Source organism: Noviherbaspirillum sp. L7-7A (assembly GCF_019052805.1).
In the GTDB taxonomy this organism is placed as follows: domain Bacteria; phylum Pseudomonadota; class Gammaproteobacteria; order Burkholderiales; family Burkholderiaceae_D; genus Noviherbaspirillum_A.
The window spans coordinates 415,203-441,537 of sequence record NZ_JAHQRJ010000002.1; the positions used below are offsets into that span (position 1 = coordinate 415,203).

25 protein-coding genes and 1 pseudogene are annotated in these 26,335 nt (G+C 54.0%); 16 read left to right on the top strand and 10 right to left on the bottom strand.

Annotation, left to right across the window (positions count from 1 at the left end; translation table 11 throughout):
• Positions 1 to 98 precede the first annotated feature (98 nt).
• Positions 99 to 242: a hypothetical protein gene (locus KTQ42_RS20150; protein WP_217347386.1), complete on the top strand. Its 144-nt coding sequence runs from the start codon at positions 99 to 101 to the stop codon at positions 240 to 242.
• A 51-nt stretch (positions 243 to 293) separates the two neighbouring features.
• Here the strand turns inward: KTQ42_RS20150 and KTQ42_RS20155 are convergent, their stop codons facing one another.
• From KTQ42_RS20155 to KTQ42_RS20165, 3 genes and pseudogenes are all read right to left on the bottom strand, one after another.
• On the bottom strand, positions 294 to 554 hold the full coding sequence (locus KTQ42_RS20155) for a hypothetical protein (RefSeq protein ID WP_217347387.1): 261 nt from the start codon (positions 552 to 554) through the stop codon (positions 294 to 296).
• Between the two features lie 2,060 nt (positions 555 to 2,614).
• On the bottom strand, positions 2,615 to 3,100 hold the full coding sequence (locus KTQ42_RS20160; protein WP_217347388.1) for a cytochrome C: 486 nt from the start codon (positions 3,098 to 3,100) through the stop codon (positions 2,615 to 2,617).
• A gap of 214 nt (positions 3,101 to 3,314) precedes the next feature.
• Positions 3,315 to 3,692: pseudogene (locus tag KTQ42_RS20165) on the bottom strand (recombinase family protein); the annotation flags it as partial.
• A gap of 435 nt (positions 3,693 to 4,127) precedes the next feature.
• On the opposite strand from KTQ42_RS20165, the gene KTQ42_RS20175 reads away from it, so the two are divergent.
• On the top strand, positions 4,128 to 4,784 hold the full coding sequence (locus tag KTQ42_RS20175; protein ID WP_249223016.1) for a PEP-CTERM sorting domain-containing protein: 657 nt from the start codon (positions 4,128 to 4,130) through the stop codon (positions 4,782 to 4,784).
• Between the two features lie 1,441 nt (positions 4,785 to 6,225).
• Positions 6,226 to 6,825: a CAP domain-containing protein gene (locus tag KTQ42_RS20180; RefSeq protein WP_249223017.1), complete on the top strand. Its 600-nt coding sequence runs from the start codon at positions 6,226 to 6,228 to the stop codon at positions 6,823 to 6,825.
• 349 nt (positions 6,826 to 7,174) lie between these two features.
• On the opposite strand, the gene KTQ42_RS20185 is transcribed toward KTQ42_RS20180, so the two are convergent.
• The 5 genes from KTQ42_RS20185 to KTQ42_RS20205 all read right to left on the bottom strand — a co-directional run bounded on the left by KTQ42_RS20185 (position 7,175) and on the right by KTQ42_RS20205 (position 13,288).
• Positions 7,175 to 7,408: a hypothetical protein gene (locus tag KTQ42_RS20185; protein WP_217347390.1), complete on the bottom strand. Its 234-nt coding sequence runs from the start codon at positions 7,406 to 7,408 to the stop codon at positions 7,175 to 7,177.
• A gap of 97 nt (positions 7,409 to 7,505) precedes the next feature.
• Positions 7,506 to 7,850, bottom strand: coding sequence for a hypothetical protein (locus KTQ42_RS20190; protein WP_217347391.1), 345 nt, complete (start codon positions 7,848 to 7,850; stop codon positions 7,506 to 7,508).
• A 119-nt stretch (positions 7,851 to 7,969) separates the two neighbouring features.
• Positions 7,970 to 8,284: a hypothetical protein gene (locus tag KTQ42_RS20195; protein WP_217347392.1), complete on the bottom strand. Its 315-nt coding sequence runs from the start codon at positions 8,282 to 8,284 to the stop codon at positions 7,970 to 7,972.
• Positions 8,285 to 8,485: 201 nt separating this feature from the next.
• Entirely contained in the window at positions 8,486 to 11,176 is a 2,691-nt protein-coding gene (locus tag KTQ42_RS20200; RefSeq protein ID WP_217347393.1) for an EAL domain-containing protein, read from the bottom strand.
• Between the two features lie 1,578 nt (positions 11,177 to 12,754).
• Complete coding sequence (locus KTQ42_RS20205; protein ID WP_217347394.1) at positions 12,755 to 13,288, bottom strand: hypothetical protein; 534 nt, start codon at positions 13,286 to 13,288, stop codon at positions 12,755 to 12,757.
• 360 nt (positions 13,289 to 13,648) lie between these two features.
• Here KTQ42_RS20205 and KTQ42_RS20210 point away from each other — a divergent pair, with 360 nt between their 5' ends.
• From KTQ42_RS20210 to KTQ42_RS20250, 9 genes are all read left to right on the top strand, one after another.
• A complete protein-coding gene (locus tag KTQ42_RS20210) occupies positions 13,649 to 14,659 on the top strand; it encodes a ParM/StbA family protein (protein WP_217347395.1) in 1,011 nt (336 codons plus the stop codon).
• Between the two features lie 13 nt (positions 14,660 to 14,672).
• A complete protein-coding gene (locus KTQ42_RS20215) occupies positions 14,673 to 15,287 on the top strand; it encodes a hypothetical protein (RefSeq protein ID WP_217347396.1) in 615 nt (204 codons plus the stop codon).
• Positions 15,288 to 15,462: 175 nt separating this feature from the next.
• Positions 15,463 to 16,047, top strand: a complete 585-nt coding sequence (locus KTQ42_RS20220) for a phospholipase D family protein (RefSeq protein ID WP_217347397.1) — start codon at positions 15,463 to 15,465, stop codon at positions 16,045 to 16,047.
• A gap of 32 nt (positions 16,048 to 16,079) precedes the next feature.
• Positions 16,080 to 16,457: a hypothetical protein gene (locus tag KTQ42_RS20225; protein WP_217347398.1), complete on the top strand. Its 378-nt coding sequence runs from the start codon at positions 16,080 to 16,082 to the stop codon at positions 16,455 to 16,457.
• 29 nt (positions 16,458 to 16,486) lie between these two features.
• Positions 16,487 to 17,002: a hypothetical protein gene (locus tag KTQ42_RS20230; RefSeq protein ID WP_217347399.1), complete on the top strand. Its 516-nt coding sequence runs from the start codon at positions 16,487 to 16,489 to the stop codon at positions 17,000 to 17,002.
• 59 nt (positions 17,003 to 17,061) lie between these two features.
• Entirely contained in the window at positions 17,062 to 17,247 is a 186-nt protein-coding gene (locus KTQ42_RS20235; RefSeq protein ID WP_217347400.1) for a hypothetical protein, read from the top strand.
• A 253-nt stretch (positions 17,248 to 17,500) separates the two neighbouring features.
• Complete coding sequence (locus KTQ42_RS20240) at positions 17,501 to 17,734, top strand: hypothetical protein (RefSeq protein ID WP_217347401.1); 234 nt, start codon at positions 17,501 to 17,503, stop codon at positions 17,732 to 17,734.
• Between the two features lie 78 nt (positions 17,735 to 17,812).
• Positions 17,813 to 18,496 (top strand): hypothetical protein, encoded by a 684-nt coding sequence (locus KTQ42_RS20245; protein WP_217347402.1) that lies wholly within the window; start codon positions 17,813 to 17,815, stop codon positions 18,494 to 18,496.
• A gap of 122 nt (positions 18,497 to 18,618) precedes the next feature.
• Positions 18,619 to 20,202: an ATP-binding protein gene (locus KTQ42_RS20250; protein WP_217347403.1), complete on the top strand. Its 1,584-nt coding sequence runs from the start codon at positions 18,619 to 18,621 to the stop codon at positions 20,200 to 20,202.
• Between the two features lie 89 nt (positions 20,203 to 20,291).
• Here the strand turns inward: KTQ42_RS20250 and KTQ42_RS20255 are convergent, their stop codons facing one another.
• On the bottom strand, positions 20,292 to 20,507 hold the full coding sequence (locus KTQ42_RS20255) for a hypothetical protein (protein WP_217347404.1): 216 nt from the start codon (positions 20,505 to 20,507) through the stop codon (positions 20,292 to 20,294).
• A 228-nt stretch (positions 20,508 to 20,735) separates the two neighbouring features.
• On the opposite strand from KTQ42_RS20255, the gene KTQ42_RS20260 reads away from it, so the two are divergent.
• The 4 genes from KTQ42_RS20260 (at position 20,736) to KTQ42_RS24075 (ending at position 24,643) form a co-directional block, all read left to right on the top strand.
• Positions 20,736 to 21,386, top strand: a complete 651-nt coding sequence (locus KTQ42_RS20260) for a response regulator transcription factor (protein WP_217347405.1) — start codon at positions 20,736 to 20,738, stop codon at positions 21,384 to 21,386.
• 77 nt (positions 21,387 to 21,463) lie between these two features.
• Complete coding sequence (locus tag KTQ42_RS20265; protein WP_217347406.1) at positions 21,464 to 22,150, top strand: hypothetical protein; 687 nt, start codon at positions 21,464 to 21,466, stop codon at positions 22,148 to 22,150.
• A 79-nt stretch (positions 22,151 to 22,229) separates the two neighbouring features.
• Positions 22,230 to 23,327, top strand: coding sequence for an ATP-binding protein (locus KTQ42_RS20270; protein WP_217347407.1), 1,098 nt, complete (start codon positions 22,230 to 22,232; stop codon positions 23,325 to 23,327).
• A 224-nt stretch (positions 23,328 to 23,551) separates the two neighbouring features.
• Positions 23,552 to 24,643 carry a hypothetical protein gene (locus tag KTQ42_RS24075; protein WP_249223018.1) on the top strand — a complete coding sequence of 364 codons (1,092 nt, stop codon included), beginning with the start codon at positions 23,552 to 23,554 and terminating at the stop codon, positions 24,641 to 24,643.
• A gap of 991 nt (positions 24,644 to 25,634) precedes the next feature.
• On the opposite strand, the gene KTQ42_RS20280 is transcribed toward KTQ42_RS24075, so the two are convergent.
• A complete protein-coding gene (locus tag KTQ42_RS20280) occupies positions 25,635 to 26,309 on the bottom strand; it encodes a hypothetical protein (RefSeq protein WP_217347408.1) in 675 nt (224 codons plus the stop codon).
• Positions 26,310 to 26,335: the final 26 nt, after the last annotated feature.

Consider the following 26,335-nt stretch of genomic DNA (forward strand, 5'->3'; position numbering starts at 1 on the left):
TGGAGCAAGAGCCTTGCTATACCAGCAATCTGATGATTGGGGATTAACAACAAGGCGGCATGTTCGGCCGCAATGTACGCTAGGCTAGGCTGCTCGACATGACGATACCGACCTCTCCGCGCGATTTGCTGGCGCCGCTGTTCGATCCTCAACTGGTGCGTACGACGAGCGCACCGATAACGCTGCACGTTCACCAAATCAACGCCGAGGATGGCACCGCAGTTCACTACGCGCAAGTTTAGGTGATACGCCAGGTGGAGACCATGACCCCATAGATGGCATTCATAGGTGCGTCAGAAATCCGACAGACCTACTGCTAGCGTATCTTGATTCGTAAGTGCTTCCAGACGCTCCATGTCCTCAACGTTGCGAAACCCATCTGTAATATCACACCAAGCTAAATATACGGTAACTGCATGAGCCCGAAAATACGAACTCGTCTCAGCAACAGGGAGTTCTCGAGCATCTATGTCTTCCGCATGCTGAATCAATTCTTTGATGCGGTTTTCTGTCATGCCGGTAATTACATTGTAGAAAGAAGAAGGTTGTGTCATGTCGCTTCCCTTCAGGAAACCAGGTGGCTAAGACCGCTCTGGAAATGGCGGACCCTGACAAGGGTATATCTGGTTGGTAAACCGGGAATGGTCTGATCGCCCGGATTACCTCTCCACCCCCACGCCTATCGGTGGCATGTGTTACGGATGGCAAGATCATAGAGGTGGCGGGTTACGCGAGTGTGACAACTCTGATAAAAAGCGGTTCCAACTAAAAAATTACTTTAATGCAACTTTATGCCGACGGGCTTTTTTTATGAAGCCTTGAGCGAAGGATCGAGCTTAAGCTGAAGGAAATAGCCAAATTCAAGATGAAAATGGCACAGCGTGACGGTTATCAGCGAAAGGCGTACGCGATACGTCGCATGAACTTGGCGGTTATGAGGTTAAGTTAGGCAACATCTATAGTCGAGCAAGATAAAGCGGCCCGTTGGGCAAGGTCGTGGTGCCTTGTTAGTAGTATGCGTCAGTTCAAGCTAGGCAATGGCGGCAACCGGTGCTAATTCCGGTCCTTGGCACCGTCGAGTGCTTGGTCAACCATTTCAGTGCCTGAGCTGGCACACCGCAGGCGCATTATCGCTGTTTTTGGGAAAGAAAAGCTACAGGCCCTACGGTCTACGGCCAAGAGGGAAACCCCGAGGAGGCAAGCGTGACTCGACGGCTAACTGTCCAGACATACCTGGTGCCGACATAGCGGCAACAAGAAGCAGGAGTCACCGGAAATTGGAAACGCCCTCATGAAAGCAGTTCCGGGCAGACTTCGCAACTGTCATGCTGTATGTCGATCTATCACATAATATATAGCTGCCCATAACTATTTCCTTTTAGACCTTAATTGTCATTCACAAAACGTATGACAGGTATGGGCACAGGTAATTTTCTTTATGGCGAGAAACTGCTTATAGTTCTCCTTGTCTCCTCCATTCCGCAACGGATGGATTTAAGCCCGCTCCTTGTAAGCGGGTTTTTTTTGCTCAATTTTTTGTTGTCCAAAGAAAAAACCCGCGATCGTTACCGATGCGGGTTTCCCTGTCTTCTCCGATCCCAGCTCAAGGCATGGATTTTTGTGCTCGGATAATGAACTTAAAACGCAACCTTGTCTACATGCAGTGCAGCATGAAAAGGGCAAAAGAAAGCCCGCTGGGATAATCGCAGCGGGCTTAAATCCATTCCAGGGGAGGGATGGAGGAGACAGTTCACATACTAGGGATATCGGGGGCCGAGGGAAAGTCAGTGAAACGCCTCAATCCATGTAGGATTATCCTGTCATGGATCGACCACAGAAAAGGCTGCTGCAGGCAATGACCCGCAGCGGCCAAGATGCCTTCCGAGAGATTGCCAACCCTCGTCAGGCAGGCAAATTCATTGTGCACTTCCGCATCAAGGCTAGTATTGCACCAAGTTGGATTTGGGCAAGTGCCCTTCAGCTTTGCAATGTGGGAAATGTTAGCCATAACACGGAGATGTACTAAGCACGCAATGGGTTGCGTAATACAACTAAAACTGCTGCGTGACCCATACAGCGGAACTTACCTGCGGTAGTCTGAATGGCATGCTCTTCAGGCTCATGTGTCTTTATCAGAACGGGGTTGCACTCGGGATGGAAGAGCTTTTGACGCTTCCCCGTTACACTGGGCATCTTGTTTTTGAGAGCTGGGCGCATCACAACAGATTCTCGTCATTCAACTGGCGGCACGCCTGCTAGACCTGAAAGCCAAAGGTGGGCCGCGCGACATCGTGCCGCCCTTATATAACCCGCACCCAATAAAGATGCCGGATATGCAGGAGCCCCTAATGACGCTATATGGCTATGAACGTCACGTTGAGGGAGACAGCTTAGTAGCGCGTGTCCAATACTGGGTATTGTTGCCGGTCCCACGAAAGGAAGGGAAAGATCAACAAAATCCGATAATCGTGTGAAGCGGCGACCGGAGCCAACCAGGCCCTTGGTTGTACGTGCCTCGATGTTCAATCACTCCCCTTGCCCAGTCGAGGCACTGGTGATCATGCTAACAAACTAGCTTCATCACCCCATGCTCCGAGTTGAATGTCTGCCGCGATCATTTTGGCGGCTGAGGGAACCGGATCGCCGGGCCTTTGGGCTCCACGCCGGCCGGCAAATAGGCCGGCGCCAGTTCGCCGGCCGGGCCTAGAGTGCGAATGAAACGGTACAGCGATGACAGGTCCTCATCGCTCATGTCCCGCAGTGCGAACCAGGGCATCGGTGGGCGCAACTGTCTTTCCCTAGCCATCTTCAGCCACTCCGACTCGGACACTTTCTGGAAGAATAGCCGAAGGTTGGACGGATAGGTTGTGCCCCAGGGCCCGTTCCAGCCGAGCTGATCGCCCACCAGCCATTGCGCTTCCGGTACCTGACCGCCGGAAAGGCCATAGCCCGGGGTATGGCAGTCGTTGCATCCGCCTATCTTTGCTAAGTAACGTCCGCGCTCGATCGACCCTCCGGCGGCGCTGGCATTTAAACATGACATCAACAGCAGTGCGGCCAACGCGGCCGCCTTCTGCCTCCCCCGCATCCTCGTATTCATGCTTCCTCCTGTCGTTTGTTGAGGCGTCCGATTGCGCCTAATGCAATGTTATGGTGGTCAAAAACCGTGTTTTTGAAGTACACCAATAGCGCTTAACGCTGTCACTCCAGACCAATCTCGATGACGACAGTAAAAGAAAAGCCGCTGCGGGTAGTAAGCCACAGCGGCCAAGATAACTTCCAGGATAGCCGCCCTCGTCAGACGACTGGTTTTATTATGCGCCTTCTGGCCATGCAATGCGCATTACTGTCGCACGCGACACGCCACGCAGCCGGGATAGCTCGCTGATTGAGGCGCCAGATTTATGCCTGGCCAGAATATCGGCACGCTGCTCGGCCGTAGTGGTTGCGGGTCGGCCCAGCGTTTTGCCTTGCTGCTTCGCCCGCTGCAATCCGACTTGTGTCCGCTCCACCAAGAGATCGCGCTCGAGCTCGGCGACGGCGGCAAGTGTCGTCAACATCATCTTGCTCGCTGGTGAAGTCAGGTCCAGCGCGCCCAGCTGCAGGACAATGACTTTGATACTGCGGGAAGCCAGGAGCTTGATGGTGCCGCCGACGTCATGCGCATCCCGGCCCAGCCGATCGAGCTTGGAGACAACTAGGCTCTTACAGCAACGGCATGCACTCTATGCTGGCAGCACAAGTGGCTGGAGCAATTACAACCTAACTTTTAGAACTTACTATGACAACGCAGCGGGCTCTGCGGCCCAAGTGCCGAACCCGCCACAGCCGCGCTGCCGGGCCTCGGTCTGCTCGGCTTTGCAGCATCCCGCCGCAAGGCAGCAAAAAGGAAGAGCGCATAAGCAGTCCATCGGCCCCATCAAAGCCCGCCGAGTGCGGGCTTTTTTCGTCTCTACGGTCAATCGCGAGCAACCCCGTCTGTCAGCATTTCTTACATTCATCATGAAATTTTGAAATTATATTTCCTTAACTAATTGTTTTTTAAGGGTAATCATTTATTGGCATAAATGTTGCCTATATTGCAATACGTTAGGCTTTTCGTGGGCTGTCCTATAAGGGGGATAACAATGTTTAAAACCGTATTGTCCAAGGCTGTAATCGGATGCGCTGCCGCCATGGTGCTGAACGGGGCCGCGGTGGCAGCCACAGCATCTTGTTTTGGAGCCAATGCAACTGGAAACTATGATTTGCGTGGCTTGCTCACTGGCACCAAGGATTGTCTTATATTGCAACCGCTCGATGGCCAAGCAAACGATAGCGTGAGCCCACCGGCATCAACCTATACGGTCAATGTGGAGAGCTTCTTTGGAATGAGTAATTGGTCGTTTGACGGTAAGTATGAGCTCAGCGGTGCGAGCGATTCCTCTAGCCTCTTTAACTTCGGCAGTGACAACGCGTCTTATAATTACACAGGCTTAGGTACTTACAGCAACCTTATGTTTGTGTTTAAGGACGGCGCGCAGACTAACCTTGTTGCCTATCTCTTGTCCATCCCGGCCGGTTCGGGCGCTTACTCCACGCCGTTCACGAAGCCGCCTTTTGACTTGTCTGGCAACAGCACTGCCCATCAGATTTCCCACATCAGCGTTTATTACACGACTGGTGAAATTGGTGGTGGAGGCAACGGAGAAGTGCCTGAGCCAACTACGGTTGCGCTGCTTGGGTTGGGGCTGCTTGGTTTCGCCGCATCGCGCCGCAAGTCAGCCAGAAGCAACCCTGCATAAGTAGCTCGGCAGCCCTGTAGAAGAAGCCCGCCAAGCGCGGGCTTTTGTGCGCCTATACCTTCGGTTTTTGAAGCATCAAATTTTTCCTCTTTTCTGATTTCCGCCAAACTCGGCAGTAAGGCTCGATCTAAAACGAAGAGCGTGATGGACACCAGTAGACTGCCAAAGGCAAGCCCTAACCCAAGACGCAATATCGATGAGCGCAGGGCCTATGCTGCGCAGCGGGCCGCCATTGCAGTCGAACGATTCAGTCGCGTCGCAGCGGCAGGCTCTCCCGAAGAAAAAGAACGAGCGCGCCGGTGGATGCATCTTTGGATTATCTTTGCGGCTTCTCGCCACAAGTGACGGCACTGACGAAGAAGCCGCCATACAGGGGATATGGCTAGGCAGAAAAAAACCGCAGCCTTGTGAGCCGCGGTGAGCGATACAGGAGATTTTGCGCAATGGTGTGACCCCAGAGCCTGATGCCGTAGTGACGAATACTATTGAGGCATGAAGCGGGGGCCACTCCAATTTAGTGTATGGTCATACGCCTGTAGTCTTACTATATGGTCGAGATCAGATATCGATCGCATCAAACAATTCGACTGTTGTCCCAGTAGGCTGCTAGTACAACCACGAGCCTGGTGGCTGGGACAAGGAATGTGGTGCTGGTATTAATGCCGACCGCCAGCTCCGGTGGATGTGGCCTTTCCTTCTGAAAACTTTGTCTCTCTCCGAAACCACATGGGGACGATAGTACTCGAATGGTATGTCGGGTACATGACATGCGCCAAGTGGTCTGCCGCACATCTGGCTGGTTGGGGATTTCTGTGATTTATAAGAATGCCGGCCGCGCAGGGAAGGTATTGTCTTGGGAACCCTGCCGCCGGTTGTCGGGGTTTTGCAGCTAACGGGCACTCACCGACTAATCCCGCGCGCACTGCGCAAAAGTGCGCTTCCACACAAGCCCTACCAATATATGTTGGCTTTAATGCAACGTTACTGCTTTTTATCAATCTCAGTTGCCATTGCAACCTCAGTAAATTTTCGACTATTTCGTCAATGAAACCCAGCAGGCATTAGCGCTGCGGGCTTATTAAATTTGGTGCTGGTACTAATGCTAGTGGGTCACTTTGCAATGCTCTCGGCATTTTTGTGGGACCGATGGTTTTGACTTCCGTAGGAACCAAGCGACATTTTCAAAATGAATATCGATTACCATGCCAGGCGCTCCTCAAGCTTCAAAAGAGTTGCCTGGATCGCGCCAACGCATTCATGATGGTTTTCTGCCTTGTGTCGCCGCAATATTGCCGCCTATCGCCCTACCCGACCACATCAACGCAGGGCGCTGAACTTTGCTGTTGAGCATCAGTCAATTCGCCGGGCATTTATTTCCTAACGGCGATGCTTGTCCTTTGCTCAATAACTACCGGAGTTCTCTTAGAAGATCACCCTGCCATTGCTGATCGTCAGCGCATCGCTGGCCCTGACCGCCACCGCCACCGCCACCGCCTCCACCGGCGCTGGCCTGCCGCCGCATTTGCTGGCTAGCAAATACCTACCCACTACGACGGCGGCCACGACCACGACTACGGCTAGCACAGGCGACACACTCGATGCCCGCCAGACCTGCAACCTGCCCAACTTCCAACAGGAAATGCTGAACCGGGTCAATCAGGCACGTGCCGCCGGACGCAGCTGCGGCACTACCTATTACGGCCCAGCGCCGGCGCTGACCTGGAATACCAACCTGTTTAACGCCGCCGGCGCTCATTCCACCGATATGGCAGCCAATAATTATTTTTCCCATACTAGCTTGGACGGCCGCAATGCCGGCCAGCGCATCACCGGCGCCGGTTACGCCTGGCGCGGCTACGGCGAAAACATTGCAGCTGGGCAGACCAGCGTACAGTCCGTAGTGGACGGCTGGTTAGCCAGCCCCGGCCATTGCGCCAACATCATGAACGCCAACCTGGTCGATATCGGCGCCGCTTGCGTGGCCAACAGCACATCGACCTACCGCACCTACTGGACCATGGACCTGGCGCGGCCGTACTAGTAGATCATTTTGCAATGATTTCGGCATTCTTGTGGGAACGATGGTTTTGGCTCCTATCGGGAACCAAGGGACATTTGCAAAATGAATGTCGATTTTCATGCCAAGTGGCTTACTAGTAGCCTGGACAAGAATCGATTTTTATCAGGCAAAAAAAGCCCGCTGGATAACTCACAGCGGGCAATACCAATCACGGGAGGTACATAAGCTTTTATCATAATGCTTCAGGCACTGAGGTCTAGTCAGAGCATTACCTAAGTCGCTGTAGGACTGCTTCTGTTAAGTAAGCACCTATGCCTCATGCCAACTTGATCATTCGTGAGAAGCTTAAATTTGTCAGAGCCGCTTATGGCTAATCCGAACCATGCTCACGCCGGAAATTGGCATAGGCAGTACGCTCTTCTTCCGTGAGCATTGTTGAGAACTTTTCACGCAGCCAAGCGGCACTAGTCTCAATCTCAAGCAGCATATCGAGCATCTCTTGCTCGGATACGGTCGGCTTCATCAGCCGCTCAGCATTGGTCTGGACTCGGATAACGCGCTTTACAATATCCACCATGCTTAGGTAAATTACTTGATCGCTCATGGCAGATGCCTCTCCAGTAGTCAGGTAGGTTCACAGGGGCAAAACTTGTACAGCATAGGAACGCTGCGTCCCTTTCAACAGAACTGTACTCCTCACATTAATAACCAGAATAAGAAAAGAATGGGGTGAGAAGCGCAGTTCTGAGCGATAAAGGCAAAAGCGCTTGATTTTCATCGGGTAATGCATTTCTGCAATCGTAGAAAGTTTTCCCGTCCCGGCTGTTGCATAGCAATCCATCGGCAGGTTCACGTGTTCCCTTACCTTCTCTTAGGAAATGCTCACTCCACACCTTTGTGCTGGCGATGAGCGCCGGTTGTGCGTTGACAGCACCAATCGTTGCGCATGCCACGATCGCCGCGCACAGCAGCCAAACAGTCATCGGCAAAACAAAACAAAGCCGGGGAAAACGCCCGCCGGCGGCAGCATTGCCTCTTGGAATCATGCATTATAGTTAGAAGAGAAAAATGCGTTACATGCATGCACAGCCGGTGCAAACGTTCTAGTCAAGAAAAAACCCCTAGCGCATGGCACTAGGGGTCGGTGGTAGTTGGCGGGACGAATTTAGAAAAGCTCTTTTTGTCCCTTATGCGGCTCGGCCGCGGTTTCGTCCTCTATAGGTGTTGCGCTTTCCCGCAATTCAGGCGAGAGGGCATCATCATCCGGCAAGTCGGGAAACGGCTGGAACGCCTTGTGCGCCGACGCGCTCACGTCAAGGTCGGCTGCGGGAGCGAGCACATTGTCACAGGCCTTTTCCTCGGACGAGCGAAACGGCATTTGCACTATTGCTGTTTCTGGGTTGGAACCATTGGCAAAAAAAGCCCACAGCACAGGAAACACAACACGAAGGTGCAGGGGATGAAGATGAGGAAGGTCCATGTTTCCTGATGATGCTGCAGGAGCCACCATGCGCCGTAGTACATCGCCGCAAAGAGAGTTAATAAAACGAGTTTCATTGTGTGATTTCCATGGAAGGGGCTAAGTTTCCGCCCTTGTGTTTACGTCCTGAACGAGGGAGTCTTTATGTTCGGGAAATGAGCCACATGAAAATGGAACCTGGTGGAATGTGCCGGAAGGGCGTCAGGCAGCCGGGAAAAGAAACCGTTTACGCAGCAAGAGACCCGCTTCTGCGGCCGGGACCGGCATGGAGATATAGTAGCCCTGCACTTCTTCACAGCCTAAAACCTGGAGCGCGGCAAGCTGTTCATCTGTTTCCACACCCTCGGCCACCACACGCATCTCCAGCGCATGTGCCATCGAGACGATCGCCTCAAAGAGAGCGGCATCCGCGGGGCTGTTGAGCATCTGCGCTGTAAAGGCGCGGTCAATCTTCAAACCATCCATATCCAAACGCTTCAACTGTGCGAGGCAGGAATAGCCAGTGCCAAAGTCGTCCACATACAGCTTGATTCCGGTTTTCTGGATCGCTGCCAGTTCGGTGACAGCCGCGCCATCCTTCGTGAGAGTGGCTGATTCCGTGACTTCAACCTCGAGCAATCTGGGATCAAGGCAACTCGCCTTCAGGGCGGTGGCCAGCATGGCACTGATGGTGTCGGTGTCGACCTGTTGCGCCGACACATTAACGGAGACCGGTACAACCTGCAGGTCCTGCGTTTTCCAAAGCGCCAGCTGTTCGCACACCATGCGGACCACTTCCGCGCCAAGCGGCACAATCAGTCCGGTACGCTCGGCCATCGGGATGAACTGGTTGGGAGGTATCAGGCCCAAGGTTGGGTGGACCCACCGCACGAGGGCTTCCATACTGGTGATCTCGCCTGTATCGCCCTGCACCCGTGGCTGGTAGTGCAGAATGAGTTCACCACGCGCAATCGCCTGCTTCAGTTCCGCCTCGCGATTCAACCGCATCACCAAACGGCGCTCCTGGCTCGGCTCGAAAAAGCGATAGGTTCCCTTCCCACTGTTCTTGGCGACATACATGGCAATGTCGGCACACTTGAGCAGCGTGTCGCCGTCGGGCCCGTCCTGCGGAAACAGGCTGATCCCGATTGACGCATGGATGAAATGCTGGCGTTCCAAATCGCCCAGTACAAATGGTGTACGAAGCGTCTCAATAACTCGGTCGGCTACGGCCACTACTTCTTCACGGGTCTGGGCAGCTTCGACAATGATGGTAAATTCATCGCCGCCCAGCCGCGCAACCTTGTCTTCTGGCCGGATTACGGCTTTGAGACGCAAGGCGGCTGCCTTGAGCAATTCGTCACCAATGGCGTGGCCAAGCGTGTCGTTGATGTTTTTGAAGTCATCCAGGTCGACGAACAGCACGGCAAGCTGCTTATGCATGGACCTGGCGTTATCGACCGCGGCCGGCAAGTGCTGCATCAGCCAATGTCGGTTTGGCAGTGTGGTGACGGAGTCCGCATTCGCCATTCGCATCAGCGCATCCTGATGGGACTTGATTTCTGTAATATCCCTTAGTGTCAAGGCAAGGCCTGCGCTGGACCGGACGATGCGCTTTTGCAGCCACTGGGCGGGCCGTGAGCCACGCTCCGGCACACGGATTTCATCTTCAAAGAACCCTGTTTGCATCGCTTTCTTGCAGGCCGCCATCATATAGGTCTGGGAAATGACAGGGATCGTGGCAGACATGGTCTTGCCGATCAGGGCCTCCCGAGGCAATCCGCGGTACATTGCGCCGCGCTCATTGCAATCTTCAATCAGGAAATCAACGATTTCATCGTTCCGGCCAAACAGCGGCCGCAACATATAGAAGCCCTCACGGGCGTTCTCGGTGGCCAACCGATATGCCTCATGGATTTCTCGGGCGTGTTGCGCGCGCCAGGCTTGAATGGCAGAGCTGCGCATGCCCGCCACGCCGAGAAACATCAGGAACAGGGTACCGATTAGCCCAACGAGATGGAGTTCGCGTGTCCTCGGTTCGTACTCCGCCATCAAGGCCTCTTCTGACAAACCGACAATCGCCTTGATTGGGTAATTGCCTGAAACGCGCCATGCGACGATCCGGGGTTTGCCGTCCAGGTACTGGTCTGCCGAGGCAAATTTCACGCCACTTGGGCTTGCGCTATCGTTTGTGCCTATGTAGTTTGGGCTGTGTGACCGGAGGCCGTGGTTAGTTTTGGTCGCAAGAAAAGCACCGTCCGCCCGGCGTATGGCAACAAAGTCGCCATCGCCGAGTTTGCTTTCATCGACAAAAGAAGCAATGAAGGCCGGTTCAATGGCGACCATTATCACACCACCGAAGGAGCCGTCCGATGCAGTGAGCCTGCGCGACAGGATCATCACCTCCCGCCCAGTGAGCGTGCTCCGAAGTGGCTCGGAGATCAAAAGGCCATTGCTGGACGGGGGTATATGCGCTTGGAAGTGTTCAGCACTTGCCACGCTCTTTTTCCCGTTGATCGCCGGATTGGTAGACGTCACTGGCATCCCAAGCCGGTCAAAAATCGTAATAGAAATCTTTGCCACCTTCGGCACCAGGTCAGGATTGAACTGTTTTTCCAGATTCAGCCTGCCACTATCTTCCCGCCACTGGAATTGCAAGCTTTGCAAGATGTAATCGAGCTGTCCGATATTGCGGTCGACCTGCTCGGAGTAGGTATGAGCCTGTGTCGACGCCGACAGCACTGCCCGTTGCCTGACCTCCTTCTTCTCACGATGGAGCGTCGCACCGACCCAGAGCCATAAAAGGATCACAAGCACGGTGCAGCCCAGCGGCCATGGCGCCAGTGATTTAGCATGACTTCGCAGCAGTCCGAATTGTTGTCCAAACGAAATATTTTGTGGCGCTATAGTCATAAAAGTGCATGCTTATGAGTAAATGTTCCTTACATGACGCGCTTACTTGTGACATTCATTGACCGGCAGAATACTCTCCACACGGAAACGACGCAGAGATTATGCGCAAAGCAACGCTTTTCCAGTAGCGGGAAACAGGACTAGACTTAGCTGCATGCGGAAAAATAAATGCCCCTAATTTCATAGCGGAACTAAGGGCAGGAACGACGTTTCAGCGCGAGTAGTATTGAAAAGTGCCGTCCCGATCGCCGCGGCGACGTGGGTAGCCAAGGTGTAGATGTCATCCGCATAGAAGAACGACGCCGACTGGTCCAGCAGGCTTTTGCCCTCCCCATTGTTGTTGGACGAACGCCAGGTATGGCCCGGATAGATTCAAAGGCATACCGAACAAAGGAAGCAGGGACAAGCGAGGCCCTGCTTGCGCCGGGGAAAAAAGAGCATGGTCCACGTTGAAGGTAGCAGGAGCCAGACCGGGCCTTTTGCCATGGGCCAGACACTCAGCGCAGGTAAAACGGAGTTGAACCTGATGAGCGATCGAGGAAAAGGCTGTGTACTCCGGCGCAGGCCGTGAGACAGACCTTTATGACACTGGTCAGCCAGGTAGCGCAGGTGAGACGTAGTTGAACCTGGTAAGCGATGATGGAAGGGACGCTGTTGATCGGGGCCGACCCAAACTGGGGACGGTGCCGGGGACAGTCCGGTATGTAAGACGGGAAAGTGGGGAAGCCGGGGCCGTCAGAGGAAAAGAAGAAAAGGAATGGGCCGCGGCGCAGTTAGGACTGGGGGCCAGCAGCGCCAGCCGTCTTACGCCATGTGACAAAGGAAATGCCCTGTCCGCGCGCATGGACAAGTGTCGCACCGACTGACCGATCAAAAGGAAAGCTGGTGCGGAACGACGGACAAGAGGCTGGTCCGTCCTCGCTTTCATCATTTCGATTGCCTGTCCTCGCTGCAGAAAGAAGCAGTACCATCCCGGAGCCGGGCACCGCAGCAGGCTCGCCCCAGGGACAAGGCCTTATGACACGGGTCAGGCAGTTGAGCGGATGGTGAAACGAAGTTGAACCGGGAGCGTGGAATAAGACGGATGGTGGTCGGCCGCTCATCACAGGAGTCGGGCACAGGGGTTGGACGGGGAAGCCAGATCAGCACCCGCCGGCAGTTCGCCCGCGTGCGCAGAAGCCAAAGCAGCCAAGATGACCAAAAGGAAAAAAAAGCCCGGTGACCGGCGTCTCTGGATAGCCATCCCCTGGACCAGCGGACCTCTCTCTTTTCCATCCACTTATTCCACTGGGACATCCGGTGCCAGCATGTCAACGGCTACCTCACTGGGCAAAGAAAGAAGAGTGCACGCCAGCCGATCAATTGGATGAGGCAGGCCCAACTCCGCAGGAGCCAGGATAGTCCCGGACCTTATAACGCGGGTCAGATTGCCAAGCCCGCCATGAGTCGAGCCAGTCAGTTCCAGAGATGGGCCAGCCATGGCTTTTAATACGGGTCAGGATGACTGCCAGGTCCATGCATCAGACCCGGCTGGGAGATCGTGAAAGGGAAGAGAGGAAGGAAAGCACTAAGGGGAAGTCAGTCATCGTCTTCAGGGGCCATTTCGAGCAAGACGGGAGAGGAAGGCTCGGGCTCGGAGTCACGACTATCTGTTCGGTTCTTCAAGGCTTCGATTAGACCATTCAGATCAGACTGAAGCAGCGTCAGTTTATCCGCATTGGCTTTGTTGAGTAGCTCAGACGCGTGTTGAAAATTCTGCATTATTTGTAACGCCCTGGCGCGAAGTTGAAGCAGCATTTTGGTCCGGCGCATCAATTCTTTTACCACCGGCGCATCAGCTTTGAATTCCACTGAAGATCTTACGGAGAGCACCAGCGAATCAAGGTTGATCCGCTCGGCACGCCACTTCATGATCTTCTTTACGTAAATCCATTTCGCCACAGACGGTACCAATTTCCCACGTTTCTTCCACCAGTTTATGCGGAGTTTCCCGGTCTTTCCGGGCTGCAGTTGGTTGAGCGCATAGTCGATTTGGGTCAACTGGGAGTCGATCAAAATGACCAACTCGGCCAGGACATTGGCGCTTTCCCGGCAAGCCGGCACGGAGGCCATTATTTCATCAAGGTTGGGGGGGTGTTGGAACACAATATGTTTAAGGAAAGTTGCAGGGGGTGGTGGAACATAAGCAGTAATTCAAACGCATTGTCATTTATATCGACCATAATTGTCAATCTTTGTTACGTATCGTATTCTTACATCGACGAAAACGAGTGAAATATGAACTTCAACTTCGATATCAATGTATCAGTTCAACATATAAGTACATGTTGAAATTCATCTTATAACTCGCTGTATCAAGTCGTGTCTTGGAATGCTTGCTTGTGCCACCGCGCTAGTGAGCAGTGAACTTAGAAGTTCAGATTTCAGTAGGCAGGCAGTTTATATATTGGCAATATTATTAAGGGAGTCTCAATGTACGATCAAACCATCGTAGGCCTTGATGTCGGCCGCAGCGCTGTGAAGGTGGTAGCATTTTCAAATGGTCAGGCGTATCACCTCAACTTTTCATCCCTGGTCTGTCTGGCGATCGATCTAAGCGATGAGAACTCCATCCAAGCAGCAGAGCTTGAGACCGTCGTTGTGGAAGGGCTTAAATACTTCACCGGCGACACTGCTCGCCTGCAGGGTGGCGCCGCCACCTCCGTTGGCTTGTCAAATGATTGGACCGAAACCCCCGAATACCTGGCGCTGGTCCTGTCGGCGATCAAACGGCTCCAGCATATGGGTGTGATCGGCCTCGATACTCCTTACATTGTCGTTGGCACCCCGGCTGCACTTTATGGCAAACAACGTGATCGACTGGAAGAACTGACGCGCAAGGCCCTGCCGAATGCAGACGTGAAAGCGTTGTCCCAGCCTATGGGCGCCTATCTTTCCTTCTTTCTGGCTCCGAATGGCGTACCGGTCTATGAACGCTTCAAGGATCCAAAAGGCAGGAAGAAATCCTGGGCTGTCATTGATGTCGGCCACTTCACCACAGACTTCCTGCTGATGAAGGAAGGCGTTCATATCGATCGCAAGTCGGAATCTTCTGAAGGCATCTTCCTGGCTGCCGAGCAGCTGGCACGCATTCTTAGCACCAAAGGTATCGATGCATCTCCGGTCGACTGCGAAGAATCACTCCGCACCAAAGAAATTCAACATTTTGGTATCAAGGACGTAACGGCAGAAGTGGCTGATGCAGCCAATTTCGTCGTATCGAAGATCATGACCAAGACAAATGCCCTCCTTTTTGCGGAAGCGGCAAAGATTGACGGCATTCTCCTCGCCGGCGGTGGTGCGAAAATCATTTACGCAAGCCTGGCAAATCAATGGCCGCACATCATGTTGCTTCCCGACGCAAGAATGGCGGTGGCAGAAGGGTTTTGTCGGTTTGGCAAAGGGCAGTTACTCAAGCGTGCCGCAGCCATCACGGTCCAGTAAAAGGTAGCTGCCAATGGCTAAGTTCCTGAGGCAATACGATCCTTCTGAAACAAAACGGCGAGTGACTATTGAAATTTCGGAGGAAAACTGCCCTGGAATGTTGGAGGCGCTTTCCGTTCTCCCCTACGGGCACGAAACGCCATTGATCCGCGCCGTGTTCTACCAATGGCTCCTAGACCGTCAGGCAGAAGGACTTCAGGACGAGGCCATGCTTGCCGCATTGGCTGGGCCAGGGGGACGCCCCGATGGCCGCCGGCCGAACAAGATGGCGATGGGCAGCAACCTGCCGACGCGCCGCCCGGTCAACAAAGCGACGAAACCAACTCGCTCTCTAGTTCACCTAGCGCAAGAGCCATCAAGGAACGACCCGGCGCACATGCAGAATACGGTGCTGGTGTCGTCAATTTCGTCGCCGGCAGCTTCATCACTGTCTACTCACCCGGTAGCCCCCGGACCAATACCCGCGCCTGCGCCCACTTTAGTATCTGTTGAGCCGGCCCAAACCTCTGGACCATCGGGTTCGGCTCTTCCAACTCCAAACTCTGACCAAACCGCTCCTGTGGATGTAAACACACTTACGGCGGGGCAGCTCGAAGGACTGTTTGAACTGGAAACCATGTTCGACTAGGAAATACCCTTTTGCAGCCGTAAGTGAAGGCTTCCATTTCTTACGGCTGCTTACGTTATCCATCTTTAGTTCCCTGCATCGCTTCCGTTGTTCGGTCGCCTATTACTTAGGCCTCGCCTTCCTTCAAAGTGTCCCAATAAAAGCATATCGTCTTAGCATTCTTGTAGCGCTATTTGTGACCGGTCCCATTTGGGCGAAAGATTTCTCGCGGGCCCGCGCGGATGAAATCATCCGTTCTTTCGCAGGCAGTCGGCCGATTGCGGCACCGACCGGCCAGCAGATCGAAGTGGGTTTCTCTCCCAAACAAGGTGCCGAAGAAATCGTCCTGAAGATGATTAATTTGTCCACCAAGTCGCTTCGCGTCGCCGCCTATTCCTTTACTTCTGCGCCGGTGGTTTCCGCTCTGCTTGCTGCGCACAAGCGGGGCGTCGAAGTGGCGGTCATCGTCGACTACCGGAACAATTTCGCGGAAGGCTGCGGCGAGCGTGGCGCGTGCAAGGGCAAGCATGCGGTCGGTACCCTGGTGAGTGCCGGGATTCCGGTCCGGGTCATCGACAAGTATGCGATCTTCCATCATAAGTTCGTTCTCGCGGACAGCAGGCACATGAAGCTTGGCAGCTTCAATTATTCGGCAAGTGCGGCTACCCGGAACGCCGAAAACGCCATGGCGATCTGGAACAATCCTGATGTCGTGGCGATTTACGCGGCGAAGTGGAACTCCTACTGGTCTGAAGCCAGGCAACCGCCACTAGACTACTGACCCAACAGTCTTACCCTCCCCCGGTTCTATCAGTGGACCGGGATGTTGTTCAAGCCTCTCCCGCAGCATCCTTATCTTCCTGCGTATTTCATATTTCTCTTGCCACGCCATCACAAAAGGCCTTTTTCAACCTCTCAGAAGAAAAAATGGAGGTACGTCAGCTGGAACTCGAAGCATTGTGGGCATCACAGCCAGTCAAGAAATTCCATCCCGATACGTATAACGGATACGTCAACTCAACCACCTACTGGGCCTGTCTGTACCTTCAGCAGGAAGCATCGGTCTATCATCAGATCTGGAACTTCGTCGGTGAAAACCGGCAGGTCTGCCCAACGCGCTTATCTGCAAAATTTAGGTTAAGTGCGCCCGCGAGGATAGCGAGCAGAGCGAAGGCGTCCGGGGAAATGTAATCTGGATTCTGAGCTAGTCGCAGGGCGAAGTGAATTGGGAGGAAATCGCGACGTCGTATGCCGAAATTTTGTGCGAGCCGTTGCAGGCAGCGCCAGCAGAGGTGCCGGCGCCAGCCGACCAAACTGCCGACCTGTCTTTGATCGAACTTTTCGCTGAAGCCTCCATCGATGGCAACGTCGTCCGGTTCCCTCGTAAGCTGGATGCGGCTGACTACCGGCTTGTCGATGCGGTGCTGACTGCGCTGGGTGGCAAATGGAACCGGAGAGTCACCGGCCACGTCTTCGGACAAGATCCTACTGACCTGATCGAAAGTGTCATCGAGACCGGGACTTATAACCGCCTCGAGCGATCCGAGAACTTCGGATTTTTCCCAACGCTGGCTGCGCTGGCCGGGGCACTGGTTCAGGAAGCGCAACTGGAGTCGGGAATGACGGTGCTTGAGCCAAATGCAGGGATAGGAAATATCGCTATCGAAGCTGCGGCAATCGTCGGCACAGAAATGTCCTCACTGTGTAACTGCAGGCATGCAATGTCGACGTCCTGAAGAGTCTGGGGTTTTCCCCAGTCCAGTCTGACTTCCTGACATTTCGACCAGCAGGACCGGTGGATCGCATCCTGATGAACCCGCTGTTTGCCCGCCAGGCCGACATCGATCATGTGCTACATGCATGGTCGATGCTCAAGGAAGGCGGTCGACTGGTGGCCATCATGGCTGCCAGTGTCACTTTTCGCCACAACGCCAAGTCGGTGGTTTTCCGTCATCTGATCACCAGTCACGGCCGCATGTGAGACAACCCGGACGGCTCGTTCAAGAGTGTCGGAACCCAGGTACGTACCGTGACTGTCGTTCTGGACAAATAATCAACCTGCGCCTTATCCCTTCAAGGATGGGGCGTTTTTCTTTGCCGCATCCCCTCGCTCATTCCTCGCCGCCATTCTTCGCTGCCAACGCGCGCTTACGAATGGACGTTCGACATTCCCCAAGTACCAGGCTTTCGCGGAGTCTGGCTGCACTGCGGATTCAACCTATAGGAGAACAGTAATGGCAATGCGCATCATCATCGGGCCCGAATCGATTCAGGATTCCCCTGCATGGCTCGCCTGGCAGCAAAAAGGACTCGGAGCCTCCGAGGCGCCGATCATCATGAGGAAGTCGCACTACATGACCCCGTACATCCTGTTCAAGCTCAAGACCGGGATTATGGCGCCACCCAAACCCAATCCTGCCCAGCTATGCGGATATGCACTCGAGCCAAAAGCTCGGATCGCCTATTAGCAGCTGACCGGCAATGTGGTCGTACCGACGACTGCGGAATACACCGAAATCCCTCACCTTCGGGCGTCACTGGATGGCATGACCTTCCATGAAAACATGATTGTCGAAATCAAGTGTCCTAGCGCGGAACCGCACCAGTCTGCCCTGAACGGCGTAGTTACGGCATGCTTTGCCGACCAATGCCAGCAGCAGTTCCTGGTTACCGGTCTGCCAAACATTCACTACTACTCATTTGACGGGGAAAACGGCGTGTTTCTCGACGTCGTGCGGGATAACACCCGTATCGTGGGAATCATTGAGGAAACTACCGCCTTCTGGGAACATGTCATGGCCAGGACTTGGTCAACGGACGAGTGGACAGCGGCCGCGGCGGAATGGATCATGGCGACTCACGCCGTGGAACATGCCGAAGAAATGGAAAAGCAGGCACGATCCATCCTGGTGAGCATGCTGCTGGGCGACCAGCCCAAACGCGAAGGCAGCGGCGTGTCCGTGGCCCGCGTGACCCGCAAGGGCGCAATGGATTACGATGCCCTGCTCAAAGCCAAAGGCGTCGCGGTTGCTGACGCTGACCTGGAGTTTTACCGTAAGGGCAGTTCCGAGTCCATCAAGGTCTCGGTGCTGAAAGAAGCAAAGGCACCAGCGGCGCTCGCAGCACTGGCGCCGTCCAAGGTAGCAACACCGCCCGCCTCACCTGCTCCCGCCAAACCGGTCGTCACGGCCGCGGCACCCGCTGATGAAGGGTTCATTCTAACTGTGTAGTACGACGCCACCACTCTTTCGGGAGAGGTGGCGTTTTTCTTTCCGTTTCCTTGTCATTCATCTCCATTGCACAAAGCCACCGCAAGTGCCTTTGCCCTTTCTTTTTTACTTAGGAGATTTGAATGAACGCTGTTTTCCTGCAAGTCAATGTCCCAAATCTGGTTCGCAACATGCGCTTTTCCTTTACCAACTCTGTCAACGTGCTTTCCGAGATGATGCAGAATGCCCGCCGCGCCGGCGCTACCGTCGTTCATTTCTCGTATTCGGAGGATGGGACACTGGTGGTAGTCGACAACGGCAAGGGCATCGATGACTTCCAGAAGCTGCTTACCCTTTCCGAATCGGGATGGGAGGCGGAGCTGGTGACCAGGGAGCATGCCTTCGGGCAGGGCTTCTTCAGTGCGTTGCACAGTGGCAAGCATGTCACCGTGGAGTCGCGCGGACGCCGGATCGCCTTTGAAACCGAAGACGTCCTGAACTTTGCCAGCATTGCGGAGGAGCCCTCAGACTTCATTGGTGGCACCAGCATCACGCTGCAAGGCATGACGCTGCCAAAAAAGAACCTGGTCGATGCACTGACCAAGTTCGCCAAGGGGTTTCCCATCGAAGTCACGCTCGATGGCCTGCAACTCGCCCGCCGGCATGCCCTGCCTTCACTGGCGACGGTGGAGACAGCCATTGGCCATATCCATCTTCGCGGCTATCACGACAGCAAACCGCAGTTGGGTAGCGGGATCGAGGTTTATTTGCAAGGTCTGCCCATCTACAATTCAGGCTTTTCCTGGGAGGACCGCAACGTCGTCCACCTGGATGCAACGCAGTTTGACGCGCGCATGCCGGACCGCTCGCAACTGATCGATGAAAAGGAGGCAGTCAAACGCATCCAGAATGCAGTGCGTACCGAACAGGAGAAAATCCTGGCGGCACACAAGGCGGAAATCGGTGGTGAAGCTTTTGCGGAGAAATACTGGCACCTGCTGCCGCAACTTGGCCTGTCCGAGATGCTGTTAGATATTCCCTACCTGCCAAAGTCGGCGCTGGAGTATGCCCCTGAGCCGGTTCTGAACAGGGATTGTCTCTTCCGCACGGAAGTAGAGTCTGGCATTACCCGCGAGTCGGTGGAATCAGGAGAGCATGTCCTTTGTGTGGGCTCGCCTACCGAAGAAACGATTCCAGTGCACATGCTGGCGTATAAAAAACGCTGGATGGTTGTCTCAAACCTGCCTACCGAGCACTGGGCCGATCAGCATCGGGTGGATCTGGAGGAAAGCGCTGAGAAAGTCGTCGTTACCCTCAACGGTGACGAAGGCACGATGCAGATGTTCCAGGGCAGGTATATCGATGCCCGGGTGCGGTTCTGTGACAGTTTGACCTTAACGCTTAATCAGCACGTCGTGACGTTGGATGACGAAGCGGTCTTTTGCGCTTTTGGCGAGGTCGCCGTACCGGGCAAAGCCAGTGGCTGGAATACGGTCATGCAGGCCAGCTCCTACATCGGCGAAAACGATCAATACGGGGAAGACGATCGTGATATCGACGATCAACACTTCCAGGCGCTTGTCGCACTGCACCGCACGAAGGACCTCAGCACCGTAGTAAAAATGGTCTTGTCACACGGCGGCGTGCATCGCTTCGATGCGCTTCGTGGTCATTGTTTTAACGTCATCGTCGATGACACTGGCAACCTGACGGTCACGTCAGTCTAGCCGGCCCTGAAGCACCAAGCCCACCCTTTACGGGGTGGGCTTTTTTTCGTCCAAGGTGAACTGGCCGCGCAAGGGCCGACAGCGCAGCCTTAAATCGCAGCTGCCGTCGTATCGACCAGGTGCTCGTAGTTTGGGATGACCTTGCGCACGTCGTCGAGCGAAGTGGCGTTCTGCATTTCCAGAAACAGGCTGGCCAGCAGGATTTCGGCACGGCCTTCCGGATACGACAGCAGCGCTTGCTTGAGTTTGCGTGCCGACGGGGTTGCCTGGCCACCGACCTTGGAGACGTCAGCATAGCCAAGCATGTCCAGACCTATTTCTACTGCAGTATTTGCAACGACCATAATGTTTCCCAAAAAAAAGTGTGTGTTTCGTGTGCAGTCACCGGGTTTTGTTGCTCGGTAACGAATAGCGATATTTTGCACATTGGAAACATATGCCACAATGTGTCTTTCGGCATGTGTCGAAAGTAACTAACCTAAAATTCATGAGTTATTTACCCTTAGTCAATATTTAGATGGACAAAACAGGCGATGAAGATACTGATTACTGATGATCATCCGATGCTGGCGGCCGGGCTGAAGGGCACGCTTGAGCATGAGATTCCGGGCTACGATTATCTGACTTGCACCAATCTCACCGATGCGAAAAAGATTCTGTTTGGCGGTAGAGGAACGCAGGTTTTGTTAGTGATCTGCGATTTGAGATTAGGGCCGGAAAGCGGCGCTGAATTGCTCACCTACATGCAGGTCCTTCCTGGGCCCAGAATCCCGGTGGTGATGCTCTCAGGATTGATGGAACAAGCCGCAGTCAACTCCTGCAAGGGGCTAGGCGCAAAAGGCTACGTATCTAAAACCGACAATCCCGAGGTGCTGACCCAAGCAATCAGAACGATCCTCGCCGGCGGCGAATTCTTTCCTTCGTGGGACAACAAATGCACGTCGCAATTTCTGGACCGCGCCCTCAAGATGACCGAGCGCCAGCGTGCGGTCATGGATCTGGCGATTTCCGCCTTGTCGAACAAGGAAATCGCGCGGCACCTCGCCATTACTGAAGGCACGGTCAAGAACTACCTGCGCGAGATTTATGGCTTTCTGAACGTGAAAAACCGTACTGACTTCAGTGTCCAGGCCGCCAAGTGTGGCTACACCCCTCGCACTGTTCCAGCCTCGGCACGCGTCTAGCCCGTTCTTCGGGAGCGTTTGCGCTGAATGGTGCTGTCCTGCCTGCACACGATGAAAGTCTCCATCGATCACATGCCATGATTACCAGCACTCTTTCACCACGTTACTTGCGGCGGCTTGACTTCAACCTTCTGGTTGGCCTCCCACAAGTTCTCCTTTCCAACTGCACGGCAATGGTCGGCACTCTGTTCATCTTCTGGGTCACCCAAGCCACTGTCAGGGATTCGGCGACACATTGCATTTCCGTGCTATCCCAGCTATGGCTTACTGCCAGTTGTTCGCTGATCGTCGTTCGCAACCTGTATTTCGCAAGGTTCAAACGCATAGTTGCAGCAGGAGTCGGTATAGACCCAACAACGATGCCTATTACCTCCCGTGAAAACATCCTGATCAAGGGGCAGCAAGTCAATTTCGGAAAGGCGATTCCCCAACGTGCTGCGGCTGCGATTGTTTCTGGCTTGATATGGGGAGCAGCAGGACTATTGTTTTTTAACGTAGTCACTGACGACGGCCGGCACTACCTGCTTCTTGCCTTGGTCACCTTGACCTTCACCAGCATGCCGTCCCTATGCGTCGCCATGGGGATTTCTCGCGCTCTGGGCACCGACGTGGCTCCCCAACATGCTCTTCTACGCCTCTGGCAGCCATGCCACCGTGTTCAATGTCTATGCTGTAATCACGCTATTAGCAGGATGCGCGGTATCAAAGGGAATTCGGATGGCGTTGAGCCAGATGCGGGAGCGACACAACAAATGGATCGATGAAGTCATAGCCGCCAGAGAAAAGGATATAGCAACGGAGGCCAAGGCACGGGCAACGGAAGCGATGGCGTAGCAGCAAAAGATGTTTCTGCTTGGCGCAGGCCATGACTTGGCCCAGCCGATCAACACGATGCTCAACTGCCTAGGCAGTTTTGAAAAGCGGATCGAGGACATGGAGCGCTTTGGTGGCCCTCTCAATTCCATGCGCACGGCAGCGGCATCTCTGCAGCGGCTTTGCACTGACATCCTTCACATGGAGAAAGTCAATTCTGGCTTGCATAAGGCAGAACTCAAGCCAGTCAGCCTGCAGGTAATGTTTGAAAAGGTCATCAACCAGACCCTGCACCTTTCAAAGCCAAAACTTCAGACGCTGTCGAACCGCGCAACCGACCTGCTGGTCAGGACTGACCCTTTTTACCTGGAGCGAATTCTGCGCAACCTAGTGGAAAATGCCATCCGGTATACGCCGCATGAAGGCAATGTGATGCTGGTTGCTCGCCGGGCGGGAGAGTTCGTCCATATCGAAGCTTGGAATACCGGAGCTGGCATCTCGCCCTCAGCTCAGCAGACGATGTTCGAAGTGTTTGAGCGCGGAGACAATCCGGGGCCGCAAAAGGGTTTTGGGCTTGGCCTGTCCATCGTCAAAGGCTTGGCCAACTCGATCGGCGGAACGATTACGGTCAAGTCTATACCTGGCAAGGGAACACGGTTCCGGCTGACGCTGCCAAAGGCTGATATAGGAGAGGAACTGGACACGGTTGAGACGACTGGCGTCCTGCCTTCGATCAACGGTATGTGGATCGCCCTGATTGACGACAACGACAATCTGAGAAATTCGCTCGTTGACTACCTACAGAGCGAAGGAGCCAACGTTTTTGCGACCAAAGACGCTGCCAGCATGGTCCCGCTATTAAAAGAATGCAACGAGCGTATTGATATTCTTATTACCGACTGGAACCTGCGGGGCGAAACTGGCGAACGCGCATTCAGGAAATTGCTGGACAATGTACCAGGCTTTTATCCGATGTGGATTGTCATCAGTGCAGCTATCCACCCCGAAAAAGCCGGCGAGATCCAGGCCCGTGGCGTGCCCGTGCTGATCAAACCAGTCGAGCCAACCGTTCTGAGAGATCAAATAGCCATGCTAGGCGTTCTGTCGATCAATCCCGATCACTTGTAACACGGATAAACAGGCACTGGCACCTGTCTCGGACCGCGACCGCAAGGCATCGCGGTTTTTTTGTTCGGAAAAAGACTTCACTGGCTCTAAGCGAATCCACCGCAGTAATTATTACCCTGCATGAATCAATAAATATATATACAGTATGTATTCTTCTTTGCACATGTTGATCCGAGTAGATATACTCCAGGGAATCTGAGAACAGGCAAGCCTATCCTTTCACCATGTCAGCCGTCATCCTAGAAGATCCGCCAATTGATCAGACCACCAAGGCCTCGCCTTTGGAGGAGATGATCGAGAAATACCTGCAGTATCCAACGGATGACAAGGCCTTTATAGACAAACTGGCACTGGCGCTTTTTCATGACCCGCGTGTGCGAGGTATTTGTCGCAAGTGGGCTTTCGAGAACGGAGTCGACCTCAGGCGCGTTGAAGAAGTCATCCAGCGCGTGATGATCGTCTTCTTCGCCAAGATGCTGCCGAAGATTCGCGCCTCCCGCGCTGTCTACTACGTCATCTGGGCGATCGCGGACAACGTCAGCCGGGAAGTGCTGCGGGATGAAAACACGCTGACTTACCACCACGATTCGGTGGAAGCCATGCATGACCGCGGCGAGGAACTGACCCAGGTCGGCCTGGTGGAAACGGAAGAGTTTGACCTGGATTTATGCATTGACCAAAACGACGAGCGCGTACGATTTATGACTGACATGAACAAGGTAGCAACAGGAGAAATGAGCATGGGTGATACCGGAGTATTTAACATCGATGCAGTCCCTTTCATGGCATTCGTGCCCCCATCGACCGAGCCGGAACAGGAAATTCCTGATCGCCGCTATCTGAAAGATGCATACAAAAGCGCCACGCCGGGACGCCGCAAGGGCCAGACCCGCACGGTCCTTTCCACGGACCAACAGGAACTGGTGTCCATTGGCGAGGAAATGGGGGTGCGCAATCAGGACTATGCCGTTCTGCTCGGCATCGGCCTGCCCCGCCTCTCCTCCTACATTTACGGTCGTACTGCCAGCGTATCGAAGGAAGTCATGGCAAAGGCACGCCAGCTGCTCGAAGAGCACAAGACCACAAATGGGGTACGCTCCAACAAGTTTGACAAGCCGATGAGCGACATCCTGACCGACTGGGAACAGCGCCTGGGTACGACAGAAAATACGGGGATCGCCAACCTGATCGGTGTGACCACGATGACGATCCACCGCTGGCGGAAGAATGAGAACAAGCCCGACGCCACGGCGCTGACCCGCTATGACCATATCGTCTCGACGCTTGAAGCACGGATGGCCCGCATTAATGCCTGATAAGGCCAGCACGCAGTAAACCAAGCCTGCCATGCGCCCGGTTTATTATGGCACACGGGGTTGCTGAAACACTAAGCTGTGTTTCGCAAATGCAACAATATAGATTTATTGTGCGAAACAAATTGGCTTTATTCGCCTACCGCTTTAGGATTGCATCTCTGGACAAGCGGTGTCGATATCAGCAATAAGGGTACTAGGCCGCCACAAGCAACATACCAAGTGCGTCCAGCCTGATTCTTCAGTCGTTGTGGGGGCATCCCGAGGCGGGTATGCCCTTTGATAGCACTCCAGACGACCTGCCAGTTCTCAAGATCAATTATCTCGTTTATTTCATCCAAACTCGATAGGGCTGTCGCCTGTGCGCGCGGCAGATCGTTGAGTGTGCCCAGGACATTTGCATTCTGGTGGCGTATCTGACTATGCTTGTATTGCAGAAGAATATAGCGGCTCACGTCAGACCTCGATAGACAGTTAATCGATTACCCGGCGATTATATGAGCACTGTCAACCTTTCTAAGAAGATACATATCAGGGTTGACTAGATCGTATAGCGGTCATGCTTGACTATTCATGGCAACGCCTTGCGTCGTCAGATTGGCGAGCCTTCAGGGCGATCTGCAGGCCGAAAGAGAAAAACTCCGAGACGCATAAGCGAACTCGGAGTGTGGATCAAATGCCGTAGAACGACCAAAGACTGGTTAGACGCCAAGCGCCTTCACGATAGGACGCGAAATTACCCAACCGGTGATGCAGCAAGCCGTAAGTACGAGTGCCATGGAAAACTCCATAAAAGCGTTATGAATGAGAGAAGAATGCAAAGGACCTTGCGTTGTCTTTGCATACTTGATATGTAGAACACGCGTTTGTATTCGTGCGATTAACACGTTTTTGTAAGGAATAAGTTCTGGCCAGTAAAAAGCCCGGATCTTCGTGAGGAAGAATCCGGGCAGGTGGTTAGGGACAGGCAATGCCTGGTTGATGATGCGGACGTCTACGCGGCGAGAAGCTCCAGGGAACCCTGATGCAGTGCGCCCCGTGCTAGCACTTCCGGGTAGATAACCGGCTGGGGATGCGCTGCGATCAGCTCGTTGATGTCGGTGCCCTCGATAAAGATTTTTTCGGTTGCCGTGAATAGCGAGTGCGTCGCCTCAATGACAAAGTACACTGCAAGTGAACGTAGGGCATAGAGCGTTTCGAGCGGGAACTGCATCTGACCCGTATGGCAATGCACCGTTCCGGTAGGAGGCTTGCCGTTCGTCCAAGAGGTAAGACGAATATCCGCCACTGCGATGCGTTCACCTTTGCGCGAGATAGTGCAGCGTCCCACCTTGTAGTCGAACTCCTTGAGACGCCGCTTTGCAGCGGTGTCGTCCAGCAGCTTCACGGTGCCGGCATCCCGATCTAGCAAATAGACCTCGCGGCGATTTGCGTCATGGATGTCGATGGCATAGTCCACTTCTGCATTAACCCGCGGCGCCACGCTGAGCCGGCAAAGGTAGGTGCCGCTTTCCCGAACGATCCACATGAACTTCACACCAGGCGCATCGTTCTGGCGAAGGTATTCCCGGTCATGGACATAGAAGTCCACCTTGTAGGAGCTAAGCAGCGGGTAGCCCGCACGCTCGATGATCGCCTTCATTTTTTCAAACAGTTTTTCTGCATGCATTTCGATTCTCCTGAGGATTAATGAAT